The 13,042-nt window shown below is 72.5% G+C and carries 12 protein-coding genes and 1 pseudogene; 11 read left to right on the forward strand and 2 right to left on the reverse strand.

The genetic code is table 11. The annotated features are described in order from the left end of the window. Window position 1: 1 nt before the first annotated feature. Window positions 2-904 (forward strand): annotated as a pseudogene (locus OHS71_RS27100) (ribonuclease Z); the annotation flags it as partial. A gap of 118 nt (window positions 905-1,022) precedes the next feature. Further along, window positions 1,023-2,012 carry an adenosine deaminase gene (locus OHS71_RS27105; protein WP_328481934.1) on the forward strand — a complete coding sequence of 330 codons (990 nt, stop codon included), beginning with the start codon at window positions 1,023-1,025 and terminating at the stop codon, window positions 2,010-2,012. Between the two features lie 242 nt (window positions 2,013-2,254). Here the strand turns inward: OHS71_RS27105 and OHS71_RS27110 are convergent, their stop codons facing one another. Further along, window positions 2,255-3,535 carry an MFS transporter gene (locus OHS71_RS27110; RefSeq protein ID WP_328481935.1) on the reverse strand — a complete coding sequence of 427 codons (1,281 nt, stop codon included), beginning with the start codon at window positions 3,533-3,535 and terminating at the stop codon, window positions 2,255-2,257. Between the two features lie 175 nt (window positions 3,536-3,710). Next, a complete protein-coding gene (locus OHS71_RS27115; RefSeq protein ID WP_328481936.1) occupies window positions 3,711-4,493 on the reverse strand; it encodes an IclR family transcriptional regulator in 783 nt (260 codons plus the stop codon). 139 nt (window positions 4,494-4,632) lie between these two features. Here OHS71_RS27115 and OHS71_RS27120 point away from each other — a divergent pair, with 139 nt between their 5' ends. From OHS71_RS27120 to OHS71_RS27160, 9 genes are all read left to right on the forward strand, one after another. After that, complete coding sequence (locus tag OHS71_RS27120; protein WP_328481937.1) at window positions 4,633-5,577, forward strand: 5-dehydro-4-deoxyglucarate dehydratase; 945 nt, start codon at window positions 4,633-4,635, stop codon at window positions 5,575-5,577. After that, window positions 5,574-6,863 carry a glucarate dehydratase family protein gene (locus tag OHS71_RS27125; RefSeq protein ID WP_328481938.1) on the forward strand — a complete coding sequence of 430 codons (1,290 nt, stop codon included), beginning with the start codon at window positions 5,574-5,576 and terminating at the stop codon, window positions 6,861-6,863. Before OHS71_RS27120 ends, OHS71_RS27125 begins: the two co-directional genes overlap by 4 nt. A gap of 259 nt (window positions 6,864-7,122) precedes the next feature. Then, the gene (locus OHS71_RS27130) at window positions 7,123-8,316 is read left to right on the forward strand and encodes a carbohydrate kinase family protein (protein ID WP_328481939.1); all 1,194 of its coding nucleotides are present in this window, start codon (window positions 7,123-7,125) and stop codon (window positions 8,314-8,316) included. A 145-nt stretch (window positions 8,317-8,461) separates the two neighbouring features. Continuing rightward, window positions 8,462-9,520, forward strand: coding sequence for a PhoH family protein (locus OHS71_RS27135; protein WP_328481940.1), 1,059 nt, complete (start codon window positions 8,462-8,464; stop codon window positions 9,518-9,520). 13 nt (window positions 9,521-9,533) lie between these two features. Continuing rightward, entirely contained in the window at window positions 9,534-10,031 is a 498-nt protein-coding gene (gene ybeY, locus OHS71_RS27140; protein WP_328481941.1) for an rRNA maturation RNase YbeY, read from the forward strand. Then, complete coding sequence (locus OHS71_RS27145) at window positions 10,028-11,344, forward strand: hemolysin family protein (RefSeq protein ID WP_328481942.1); 1,317 nt, start codon at window positions 10,028-10,030, stop codon at window positions 11,342-11,344. Before ybeY ends, OHS71_RS27145 begins: the two co-directional genes overlap by 4 nt. A gap of 82 nt (window positions 11,345-11,426) precedes the next feature. Continuing rightward, a complete protein-coding gene (locus tag OHS71_RS27150; RefSeq protein ID WP_328481943.1) occupies window positions 11,427-11,786 on the forward strand; it encodes an MmcQ/YjbR family DNA-binding protein in 360 nt (119 codons plus the stop codon). 56 nt (window positions 11,787-11,842) lie between these two features. Further along, entirely contained in the window at window positions 11,843-12,196 is a 354-nt protein-coding gene (locus OHS71_RS27155) for a cytidine deaminase (protein ID WP_328481944.1), read from the forward strand. Between the two features lie 324 nt (window positions 12,197-12,520). After that, window positions 12,521-12,997, forward strand: a complete 477-nt coding sequence (locus tag OHS71_RS27160; RefSeq protein WP_328481945.1) for a hypothetical protein — start codon at window positions 12,521-12,523, stop codon at window positions 12,995-12,997. The last annotated feature ends 45 nt before the right edge of the window (window positions 12,998-13,042 follow it).

The raw sequence follows: 13,042 nt of genomic DNA on the forward strand, positions 1-13,042 counted from the left end.
CATGTCCGTACGCGAACTGGTCGTCCTCGGCACCGCGAGCCAGGTCCCGACCCGGCACCGCAACCACAACGGCTACCTCCTGCGCTGGGACGGCCAGGGCATCCTCTTCGACCCGGGGGAGGGCACCCAGCGCCAGATGCTGCGTGCCGGGGTGGCCGCGCACGACCTCGACCGGATCTGCGTCACGCACTTCCACGGCGATCACTCCCTCGGGCTCGCCGGCGTCATCCAGCGCATCAACCTGGACCAGGTCCCGCATCCCGTCACCGCGCACTTCCCGCGCTCCGGCCAGCGCTTCTTCGACCGGCTGCGCCATTCCACCGCCTACCGCGAGACCGTCGGCATCACCGAGGCGCCGGTCGACGCGGACGGGGTCCTCGCCACCACGGCGTCCTACCGGCTCGAAACCGCCCGACTCTCGCATCCCGTCGAGTCCTACGGCTACCGGATCGTCGAGCCCGACGGCCGCCGCATGCTGCCCGAGCGGCTGGCCGCGCACGGCATCGAGGGGCCCGACGTCGGCCGGATCCAGCGCGAGGGCTCCGTCGGCGGGGTGTCGCTGGACGAGGTGAGCGAGGTGCGGCGCGGACAGCGGTTCGCGTTCGTCATGGACACCCGGCTGTGCGACGGGGTGCACGCGCTCGCCGACGGCGCCGACCTGCTCGTCATCGAGTCGACGTTCCTCGACGAGGACGAGAGACTCGCCGTCGACCACGGCCATCTGACCGCCGGTCAGGCCGCCCGGGCGGCCCGGGACGCCGGGGTGCGGCATCTGGTCCTCACCCACTTCAGCCAGCGCTACTCCGAGCCGGAGGAGTTCGAGCGGCAGGCCCGGGCGGCCGGGTTCGAGGGCGAACTGACGGTGGCGCACGACCTTCTGCGGGTGCCGGTTCCGAAACGGCGGTCCTGCGCCATTCCGGTGGACGGCCCCCGGACACCCAGCGGAAAAGCAGGTCAGCAGGGGTGATCGGCGCAGACACGGCAAGGCGAAATCCGAGTGGGAGCAGCCGTACGATGCTTTGATGCCCCTCCCCAAAGCTGAACTGCACCTGCACATCGAAGGAACCCTGGAGCCCGAGCTGGCCTTCGAGCTGGCCGCCCGCAACGGGGTCGCACTGCCCTACGCCGACACGGACGAGCTCCGCAAGGCGTATCAGTTCGAGGACCTCCAGTCCTTCCTGAACCTGTACTACGAGCTCATGACGGTCCTGCGCACCGAGCGGGACTTCGAGGACCTGGCGAACGCCTACCTCGCCCGGGCCGCCGCGCAGGGCGTGCGGCACGCGGAGATCTTCTTCGACCCGCAGGCCCACCTCGCCCGGGGCATCGGCATGGGCACGGTCGTGGACGGGCTGTGGCGCGCGCTGGGCGGCAGTGAGGCCGCGCACGGCATCTCGACCCGTCTGATCCTCTGCTTCCTGCGCGACGAGTCCGCCGCGTCGGCGCTGGAGACCCTGGAGGCGGCCCGCCCCCACCTCGACCGGATCACCGGGGTGGGGCTGGACTCCGCCGAGGTCGGGCACCCGCCGGCGAAGTTCCGCGAGGTGTACGAGGCGGCGGCCGCTCTCGGGCTGCGGCGCGTCGCGCACGCAGGTGAGGAGGGCCCGCCGGAGTACATCACCGAGGCCCTGGACGTGCTGGGTGTGGAGCGCGTCGACCACGGGCTCAGGTGCATGGAGGACCCGGCCCTCGTCGAGCGGCTGGTGCGCGAGCGGATCCCTCTGACGCTGTGCCCGCTGTCCAACGTACGGCTGCGAACCGTCGACGTCCTCGCCGACCATCCGCTGCCCGCCATGCTCGACGCCGGGCTCCTGTGCACGGTCAACTCCGACGACCCCGCCTACTTCGGCGGGTACGCCGGCGACAACTTCGACGCGGTGGGCGCCGCCCTCGGCCTGGGCGAGGAGCGGCTGCGCGAGCTGGCCCGCAACTCCTTCGTCGCCTCCTTCCTGGAGGACGACGAGGAGCGCCGGGCGCGGTACCTCGCGGAGGTCGACAGCTACACGTTCTGACCTCCGGCCGGACGCACGGACCGGCCGCCGTGCGGTCCAGCCGGCCGCACGGCCCGAAAACCGCACGGCCCGGCCGCTGCTGCCTGACGGCTGCACGTCCGGCGGTGCGCGTCCGGCGGTGGGCGTCGGGCGGTGGGCGTCGGGCGGTGCGCGTCGGGCGGTGCGCGTCTGAGACAGTGTGCGTCCGGCGGTCGTACGTCCGACGTGCGCGTCCCGCGGCTGCTGGTTGTGCGGTCGGTGTCTCAGGCCCCCGGTCCCGGTGCGCCGCCCGCCCGCCGGGGCCCGGCCGTGCCGTACGCCTCCCGGAGCGGGAGCGCCATGCCCTCCACGGGGATTTCCACCACCTGCGGCTCCGCGGCGCCGCCCCGCCGCAGGACTCCGCCCGCGAGCGGCGGACCTCCGCCCGTGCGCAGGGCGACCGCGGTCATCGGTACGGCGACGACCAGCAGCCCGGCGCCCAGCACCAGCCCCATCACCGGGAACCCTGCCCACGCCGACAGGACGCTCCCGGTCAGCGGGCCCGCCGCCGTGCCCAGCGAGGACGCCGAGCCGACGAGTACCGCCCAGCGGCCCCGCGGGTCGAGCGAGGCGGCCAGCCCGATCAAGTACGACAGCACGATCGGGTAGAGCGTGTTCCAGGCGATCTCACCGACCGCGAAACTCACCGGCCCGGTCGCACAGGCGCTGGCGGCCACACAGCCGGCGATCAGAACGGTCCCGGCGCCGATCGGCACCGCCCGCCCGAGCCGCGCACCGAGCACCCCGGCGCCCAGCACGCCCGTGAGCCCGGCGCCCAGTGCCACCGCGAAGACGATGCCGACGCCGGCCTCGGTGAGATGCGCCTGGGTCAGGCCGATGCGTCCGCTGACACCCCAGAGCGAGTTCTGGACCAGCGACCAGCAGGGCATGGCGAGGGCCAGGACGAGCCCGGCACGCGGACGGGGCAGCCGCGGCCGGTCCTCGCGGCGGGCCCGGGCGGGTGCCGTCCGGTCGGGCAGACGCCCCGTCAGCGGCCATACGGCGAGGGCGGTGAGGGCGATCGCGGCCAGCGGCCGGCCGTGCCCCGGGCCCAGGTGCGGCACCGTCAGATAGACGGCGCCCGCGAGCGCGGAGACGCCGAACAGGCCCGCCGTGGAGACGCGGTGGGGGTCGGGGTGGGCGGCGATCCGGGTGGCGGCGACCGTCGTGACCGTGCCGGACCCGAGGCCGCCGAGGACCGCGCCCGTGACCACGGCGCTCACGTCTGCGGCGAGGGCGGCGCCGCCGTACCCGAGCACGGCGAGGGTCAGGCCGGTCCGGGCGAGCGTCCGCGCCCCGATCCGCTCCACGCGGGAGGCGAGCAGGAAACCGGCGGCGGCCGAACCGAGCAGCAGGGCGCTGCCGACGGCTCCCGCCTCGGTGGCGGACAGCGGCAGTCCGGCGTCCAGTCGGCCGACCACGGTCGGCAGCAGGTAGGGGGCGAGGTACCCGGCCGTGAACAGGGCGACGACGGGCCAGGGCAGGGTGGTGCGAGGGGCGGGCACGGGCGTTCCAGGGCATGCGAAAGGGACGGCTCGGAAAGAGGGTTGGGGCGCCGACCGTCGACGGACAGGAACGCGCGGCCAATTTGTATCAAGCACGCGGTTGGCGATGAAGAGCAGGGTGGGTGATGTGGATCACCATGAGTTTGGGGTCGGAGAGTTCGGGTAGCGGAAGCGGCTAACGCCAGTCGGGGGCGCCGCCGAAGCCCGGTGCCGTCGCCTCGATCTTCGCCCTCGTCTCCCGCATCACCGCGACGATCCGCTGCTCGTGCTCCGGCGTCAGCCGGGCCACCGGTACCGAGCAGCTGATCGCGTCCTGGGCGGGGGTGTCGTAGCGCAGCGCGAACCCGAACCCGACGATGCCGAGGACGGCCTCCTCGCGGTCCACGGAGTACCCGCGCAGCCGCACGTCGGCGAGGTCGGCGAGCAGCGCCGGCCGGCTGGTGCGGGAGTGCCGGGTCAGCGCCTCGTACGGCCCCTCGGGTATGTCGGCGTCCGGCCGCTGTGCCAGCAGCGCCTTGCCGAGGGCGCCGGCGTGCGCCGGAAGCCGCCGTCCGACCCGGCTGATCGTGCGCAGGTATTCGTGTGACTCGCGCGTGGCCAGATAGGTCACGCCGTGACCGTCCAGCCGCCCCAGGTGGATCGTCTCGCCCAGCGCCTCGGACGCCTCGTCGAGGCAGGGGCGCACCAGCCGGACGCGCGGGTCGGAGTCGAGATAGCTCGTGCCGGTCAACAGGGCGTGGATGCCGATGCCGTACAGGGAGCCGGTCACGTCGGTGCGTACCCAGCCGCGGCCGATCAGGGTCTGGAGCAGCGCGTACATCGAGCTGCGCGGCACGCCCAGCTCGTCCGCCAGCTCCTGCAACCGGGCCGGCCGGTCCCCCCGCGCCGCCAGCAGTTCCAGCAGCTCGACCGTGCGAGCCGCGGACTTCACCTCGCGGACGCCCCCTGTCTCCGACATGTGCCGATCGTAAGGCGGGGCGCTCGGCGGGGTGTCCGTCCGGGGCGTACCCGGGGCGTGCCCCATTGACGCTCGGCGTTCGCGTATCTAATCTCCATCTTCATACGTAGACGACATCCACATAGGGAGATGAACGAGGGTGAGCCTCGACAGGGAAACGGTCCGGCGCCTGCGGGACGGCATGGCCCAGGGGGTGCTGTCGTTCCCGCTCACGAGCTTCCACGACGACGGCTCCCTCGACCCCGACGGCTTCCGCGCCCACGTCGCGGCCCAGATCGCCACCGCACCCGGGGCCGTCTTCCCCGCCTGTGGCACCGGCGAGTTCTTCTCCCTCGACGAGGACGAGTACCGGCAGGTGGTGACGATCACCGTCGAGGAGGCCGGCGGGCGCCTGCCCGTCGTCGCCGGGGTCGGCTACGGCTGGGCCCAGGCCGCCCGCTTCGCCCGTATCGCGCAGGACGCCGGCGCCGACGCCCTCCTCGTCCTCCCGCACTACCTCGTGGCCGCCCCGCAGGACGGTCTCGTCGCCCAGCTGGAACAGCTCGCCGCCCGCACCCGGCTGCCCCTCATCGCCTACCAGCGCGGCCAGGTCACCTTCACCGCCGCCTCGCTGCGGCGCATCGCCGCCGTCCCGGCCGTCATCGGGCTCAAGGACGGCCACAGCGACCTCGACCGCCTCCAGCGGCTCACCCTCGCCGCCCCCGACGGCTTCCTCTTCTTCAACGGCGCCGCCACCGCCGAGATCCAGGCCCGCGCCTACGCCACCGTGGGCGTCCCCGCCTACTCCTCCGCCGTCCACGCCTTCGCCCCCGAGATCGCGAACGCCTTCTTCACCGCGCTGCGTGACGGCGACGACGGCGACAAGACGGTCGACCGGCTGCTGCGCGACTTCTACGTCCCCTTCGTGGAACTCCGCGACCGCGTACCCGGCTACTCCGTCTCCCTGGTGAAGGCGGCGGCCCGGCTGCGCGGCCGCCCCGTCGGCCCGGTCCGCGCCCCGCTCACCGACCCCTCGCCCGGCGACCTCGCCGACCTCGCGACCCTGCTGGCCGCCGGCCTCGACCTCGTAGGAGCCGCCCTGTGAACCTCACGATCACCGACGTCCGCCTCACCCCGATCCTGGTCGCCGACCCGCCGCTGCTCAACACGCAGGGCGTGCACCAGCCGTACACGCCCCGGCTGATCGTGGAGGTGGAGACGGCGGACGGGACCACCGGCGTCGGCGAGACGTACGGCGACACCAAGTACCTCGAACTGGCCCGCCCCTTCGCCGGGAAACTGCTCGGACGCCCGGTGAGCGACCTGAACGCCCTGTCCGCCGTCGCCGACGAGGTGGCCGTCGACGGCTCCCGGGTCTCGGGGAAGGTGGACGTCGGCGGCCTGCGCGGGGTCCAGACCGCCGACAAGCTGCGCCTGTCCGTCGTCTCCGCCTTCGAGGTCGCCTGCCTCGACGCCCTCGGCAAGGCACTCGGCCTGCCCGTGCACGCGCTGCTCGGCGGCAAGGTGCGCGACACGGTCGAATACAGCGCCTACCTCTTCTACAAGTGGGCCGGCCACCCCGAGGGCGTGGCGGCGGAGAAGGACGACTGGGGCGCCGCCCTCGACCCGGCCGGGGTCGTCGAGCAGGCCCGCCGCTTCAAGGAGCGGTACGGCTTCACCTCCTTCAAGCTCAAGGGCGGTGTCTTCCCGCCGGACGAGGAGATCGCGGCCGTGCGGGCGCTGGCCGAGGCGTTCCCCGGCCATCCGCTGCGGCTCGACCCCAACGGCGCCTGGTCCGTCGCGACCTCGCTGAAGGTGGCCGACGAGATCGGCGGCATCCTCGAGTACCTCGAGGACCCCGCCCTCGGCACCCCGGCCATGGCCGAGGTGGCCGCCGGGACCGACGTGCCGCTCGCCACCAACATGTGCGTGACGACGTTCGCCGAGATCAAGGAGGCGTTCACGCGCGACGCCGTCCAGGTCGTCCTCTCCGACCACCACTACTGGGGCGGACTGCGCAACACCCGGGAACTCGCCGCAGTCTGCCGGACCTTCGGCGTCGGGATCTCCATGCACTCCAACACCCACCTGGGCATCTCACTGGCCGCCATGACCCACGTGGCGGCCACCGTCCCCGACCTCCACCACGCCTGCGACTCCCACTACCCCTGGCAGTCGGAGGACGTCCTCACGCAGCGCCTCACCTTCGACGACGGCCAGGTCACCGTGTCGGACGCGCCCGGCCTGGGCGTCGAACTCGACCGGGACAGGCTCGCGTTCCTGCACCGGCGCTGGCTCGACGACGACGGCTCCCTGCGCGAGCGTGACGACGCCGCGGCGATGCGCGCGGCCGACCCCGACTGGACCACCCCGGCCGTCCCGCGCTGGTGACCTGCCCCGCCGCCCCGCGTCCCCGGACCCGCCCGGACGCGCGGGCACGCGGCGGGACCGGCCACGCCCGACGGGAGGCAGCGGCCGTGGGGCCCGCCTGACCCGCGGCGCGCCCGGGACCGGCGCCGGAGCCGTGCGTGCGCATGCCCACCCCCTGCGTACCCACCGGTAAGGTGCTCGGTCCCGCGTGTGACGGACGGCGTGTTGTCGGTGGTGTGGTGCACACTGGCCGGATCGGCACCACGTCAGGGAGCGCACCGTGACCGCGTCCACCGCGTCCACCGGAGAGGGACACCACCGCCACACCGGCAACACCGGCCGGACCGACGGCCGCAGCTGCCGGGCCGCCCGGGTCGACCCCCTGGCCGCCCGCCGCGGCCCCGAGGATCCCCCCTGGGACGTCTACCTCACCGGCACCGTCTTCCTGGACATCATCTTCACCGGCCTCGACTCCGCGCCGGTGCGCGGGACCGAGTCCTGGGCCCGCGGAATGGGCTCGAGCCCCGGTGGCGTCGCCAACATGGCCACCGCGCTCGCCCGCCTCGGCCTGCGCACCTCCCTCGCGGCGGCCTTCGGGGACGACCACTACGGCGAGTACTGCTGGGACGCCCTAGAACAGGGCGAGGGCATCGACCTCACCCCCTCGCGCTCGATCCCCGGCTGGCACTCGCCGGTCACCGTCTCGATGGCCTACGAGGGGGAGCGCACCATGGTCTCCCACGGCCACGAACCGCCGCCGGCGGCCGCACTGGTCCAGGACAGCGCCCCGGAGCACCCACCGCACGCCCGCGCCGCCGTCGCCTCCCTCACCCCCGGCAGACGCGCCCCCTGGATCGAACGGGCCGCCGCTCGCGGCACCCGCATCTTCGCGGACGTCGGCTGGGACGACACCGGTGCCTGGGACCTGGCCGGCCTCGCCGACCTGGCCCACTGCGAGGCGTTTCTGCCGAACGCGCAGGAGGCCATGCGCTACACCGGCGCCACCTGCCCCCGCGCCGCCGCCCACGCCCTCACCGAGCACGTACCGCTCGCGGTCGTGACGCTCGGCGCGGAGGGCGCCTACGCCGTGGACCGGCGCTCCGGCGAGTCCGCCGAGGTCCCGGCCATCGCCGTCGAGGCCCTCGACCCCACCGGCGCGGGGGACGTCTTCGTGGCCGGCTTCGTCACCGGCACCCTGGCCGGCTGGCCCCTCGCCGACCGCCTCGCCTTCGCCGGCCTCACGGCGGCCCTCTCGGTGCAGGAGTTCGGCGGCTCGCTCTCCGCCCCCGGCTGGTCCGAGATCGCGGCCTGGTGGCGCAGGGTCCATTCGGTCGAGGGCCAGGACCCCGGGGCCCTGCACCGGTACGCGTTCCTGGACGGCCTGCTCCCGGCCCTCCTCCCGGCGCCGGAGGAGGCCGCCCCGTGGCCGCTGCGCAGAGCCGTGCCGACGATCGGTTTCGGCCGCTCGGCGTGATCACCGGCGCATGACAAAACCCCTGGGGCGTTGTCAGTCCCCTGGCGTACCCTTGAAATCGCCAGGCCGCCCTAGGGATTGTCAGACACGACCTAGTGGCAGGCGAGACGTATCCGGGAGGACGTAGAGGCCTTCGGGCCGGCCTATGACTCAGACACCGACAGCTCACACGCCCGCGCAGGGCAAGGCGAGAGCACAGTTCACCGTTCCCGCCCAGCACCCCATGGTGACCGTGCTGGGATCCGGCGACTCCCTTCTGCGCGTGATAGAGACGGCCTTCCCGGCGGCCGACATCCACGTCCGGGGCAATGAGATCAGCGCGGTCGGCGACCCACGGGAAGTCGCCCTCGTCCAGCGCCTGTTCGACGAGATGATGCTGGTGCTCCGCACCGGGCAGCCGATGACGGAGGACGCAGTGGAACGCTCGATCGCCATGCTGCGGGCGAGTGAGAACGGGACGAGTGACGGCCAGGAGACCCCGGCCGAGGTTCTGACACAGAACATCCTGTCCTCGCGCGGTCGCACCATCAGACCCAAGACCCTCAACCAGAAGCGGTACGTCGACGCGATCGACAAGCACACGATCGTCTTCGGCATCGGCCCCGCGGGCACCGGCAAGACCTACCTGGCCATGGCCAAGGCGGTCCAGGCCCTCCAGTCCAAGCAGGTCAACCGCATCATCCTGACCCGCCCCGCCGTCGAGGCGGGGGAGCGGCTCGGATTCCTCCCGGGCACGCTCTACGAGAAGATCGACCCCTACCTGCGCCCGCTGTACGACGCCCTGCACGACATGCTGGACCCGGACTCGATCCCGAAGCTGATGGCGGCGGGCACGATCGAGGTCGCCCCGCTGGCGTACATGAGGGGCCGTACTCTCAATGACGCCTTCATCATCCTGGACGAGGCGCAGAACACGAGCCCCGAGCAGATGAAGATGTTCCTCACCCGGCTCGGCTTCGACTCGAAGATCGTCATCACGGGTGACGTGACCCAGGTCGACCTGCCGAACGGCACGAAGTCCGGTCTGCGCCAGGTCCAGGACATCCTGGAGGGCCTCGACGACGTGCACTTCTCCCGCCTGTCGTCGCAGGACGTCGTCCGGCACAAGCTCGTCGGCCGTATCGTCGACGCGTACGAGCAGTACGACAGCCAGAACGGTACGGAGAACGGCACCCACAAGGGCGGCCGCACCAAGCGGAAGTAGACAAGCCAGCACCATGTCGATCGACGTCAACAACGAGTCCGGAACCGAGGTCGACGAGCAGGCGATCCTCGACATCGCCCGCTACGCGCTCGCGCGGATGCGCATCCACCCCCTCTCCGAGCTCTCGGTGATCGTCGTGGACGCCGACGCCATGGAGCAGCTGCACATGCAGTGGATGGACCTGCCGGGGCCGACGGACGTCATGTCCTTCCCGATGGACGAGCTGCGTCCGCCGTCGAAGGACGACGACGAGCCCCCGCAGGGCCTCCTCGGCGACATCGTGCTGTGTCCCGAGGTCGCCGAGCGGCAGGGCAAGGAAGCGGCCACGGAGCACTCCATGGACGAGGAGCTGCACCTGCTCACCGTCCACGGAGTGCTGCACCTGCTCGGCTACGACCACGAGGAGCCCGACGAGAAGGCCGAGATGTTCGGTCTCCAGGCCGCCATCGTGGACGGCTGGCGTGCGGAGAAGGGCCTCACCGGGCCGTCCCCGGCTCCGACCGTCTCATGAGTCCCACCCTCGTCGCTGGCGCGATCGCCCTGGTCGTCGTCGCCTGGCTCGCCGCCTGCGCGGAGGCGGGCCTCGCGCGCGTCTCCAGCTTCCGCGCCGAGGAGGCCGTGCGTTCCGGCCGGCGGGGCAGCGCCAAGCTCGCGCAGATCGCCGCCGACCCCACCCGCTATCTGAACGTGGCGCTGCTGGTCCGCGTCGCCTGCGAGATGGCGGCCGCCGCGCTGGTCACCTACGCCTGCCTCCAGCAGATCGACGGCACGACCCCGGCCCTGCTCGCGGCGATCGGCGTGATGGTCCTCGTCTCGTACGTCGCCGTCGGCGTGTCGCCGCGCACCATCGGCCGCCAGCACCCGTTGAACACCGCGACGGCGGCCGCGTACGTGCTGCTCCCGCTGGCGCGGATCATGGGCCCGATCCCGTCGCTGCTGATCCTCATCGGCAACGCGCTGACCCCGGGCAAGGGCTTCCGCCGGGGCCCCTTCGCCTCCGAGGCCGAGCTGCGCGCGCTGGTCGACCTCGCCGAGAAGGAGTCGCTGATCGAGGACGACGAGCGCCGCATGGTGCATTCCGTCTTCGAGCTCGGCGACACCCTCGTGCGCGAGGTCATGGTCCCGAGGACCGACCTCGTCGTCATCGAGCGGTACAAGACCATCCGCCAGGCCCTGACCCTCGCCCTGCGCTCGGGTTTCTCCCGTATACCGGTGACCGGGGAGAACGAGGACGACATCGTCGGCATCGTGTATCTGAAGGACCTGGTCCGCAAGACGCACATCAGCCGGGACGCCGAGGGCGAGCTGGTGTCGACGGCGATGCGGCCGGCCGCCTTCGTCCCCGACACGAAGAACGCCGGCGACCTGCTGCGGGAGATGCAGCAGGACCGCAACCACGTCGCCGTCGTCATCGACGAGTACGGCGGCACGGCGGGCATCGTCACCATCGAGGACATCCTCGAGGAGATCGTCGGGGAGATCACCGACGAGTACGACCGTGAGCTCCCGCCCGTGGAGGAGCTCGGCGACGACCGCCACCGCGTCACCGCCCGCCTCGACATCACCGACCTCGGCGAGCTGTACGGCCTCGAGGAGTACGACGACGAGGACGTGGAGACCGTCGGCGGGCTGCTCGCGAAGGCCCTGGGCCGCGTGCCCATCGCCGGGGCGTCGAGCGTGGTCGACCTGCCGGACGGGCGCGCGCTGCGTCTGACCGCGGAGGCGGCGGCCGGCCGCCGGAACAAGATCGTCACGGTACTGGTGGAGCCCGTCGACCCGGTGGGGCCGGCGGGCGCGCCCCAGGACGAGGGGAAATCCGAGTGACGGGCCGCAGCGGTGCGGGAGCGACGCACCACCGGCACTGCGGGGGAGTGACGAACCACCGGCACTGTGAGGGAGTGAGGGAGTGACACCCCAGGAACTGCGTGGCCTGTGCCTTTCCTTCAACGCGGCGGTGGAGGAGTTCCCCTTCAGGCCCGAGATCTCGGTCTTCAAGGTGGGCGGCAAGCTGTTCGCCCTGACGACCCTGGACGCGCGGCCCCTGACGGTGAACCTCAAGTGCGACCCGGACGACGCCGTGCGTCTGCGCGGGGAGCACGAGGGGCTGATCGTCCCCGGGTGGCACATGAACAAGCGGCACTGGAACACCGTGACGGTCGACGCGGAACTGCCGGACCGGCTGGTCCGCGAGCTCGTCGAGGACTCCTACGACCTGGTGGTCGCCGGTCTGCCGCGGGCCGAGCGGCTGCGGCTCGACCGCCCCTGAGTCCGCCCCGTGGCCGCGCGGTCCGGGCCCGGGCCGGTTCTTCGTATGCTCGGGGCATGACCGACAGCAACGCGCTCGACCCCGAGGACCGCAAGATCGTCACCCTGGCCCGTTCCGCGCGGGCCCGCAACGGTGTGCCCGAGGGGGCCGCCGTACGGGACGACACGGGACGTACGTATGTCGCGGGGACGGTGGACCTGCCGTCGCTGCGGTTGAGCGCGCTGCGGACGGCCGTGGCGATGGCCGTGGCCTCGGGTGCGCAGTCGCTGGAGGCGGCGGCGGTGGTGACCGCGTCGGAGGCGGCCGCCGAGGCCGATCTGGCCGCCGTGAGGGACCTCGGCGGTCCGGGCACTCCGGTGCTGCTCGCCACCCCGGACGGGACCGTCCGGCTGACCGTCTCCGCGGGCTGACGGCCGGCGGTCTCGGCAGGGCCGAGGGCCGACCGTTTCCGCGGGGCCGAAAGCCGACCGTTTGCCGGAGGGGGACAGCGGTCCGGGACGGCCCGGGGGCGGAGGCGGGCGGCCCGCTCCGGGCCGGCCGGAGGTAGGCCGGTTTTCAACCTTGCAGTTTCCGTATCGCTCGCGCATCAATGTAACCGCAAGTTCCGACGGACCGTCAGATTTACGTCCCGGGCAGGGTGTCCGCACCCATCCCTCCCGGGCGGTGGTCCGTCGGCATCTCCCGTCCATCCACCCCCCACATGGATTCCCGTAGTCGGGAAGGGAGCGGATCCCATGAGAGGCAAGCGAATCGGATCAGGTGCGGCACTGCTGGCAGGGGCCCTCGCGGTCACCGGGCTGGCCCTCGCGCCCTCGGCTGTCGCCGTCACCCCGGTGACGGCGACGGTCACCGCCAACTGCGGTCTCTTCGGAGGCGGCGCAGCCACCCTCACGGCCACCCAGACGGGCACGGCCGCCACCCTCACCCTGTCCTCCACCGCCATCACCGCGCCGATCCCGATCGGCGCGAACAGCATCAGTTCCACGCTCACGATGGCGAACTCGACCGGTGCCGCCAGGGTCTTCAGCGGCACCGTGAACCCGGCCATGGCCACCGGCGCCCCGATCACGGTGGGTCCCCTCAACGGCACCGTGGCCTCCGGTGACAGCCTGGACTTCTACAAGGGCTCCCTGAAGATGGTCGTCTTCGGGATCACCGTCACCTGTACGTCGGCCGCGGCGCAGGCACCGGGCCCGTTCGTGTTCAGCTGATAGCGGTTGGAAACTGAGCCAACAGGCCGTCAGTTCCGCGGCCCC

The sequence above is a fragment of the Streptomyces sp. NBC_00377 genome, from assembly GCF_036075115.1.
Lineage (GTDB): Bacteria > Actinomycetota > Actinomycetes > Streptomycetales > Streptomycetaceae > Streptomyces.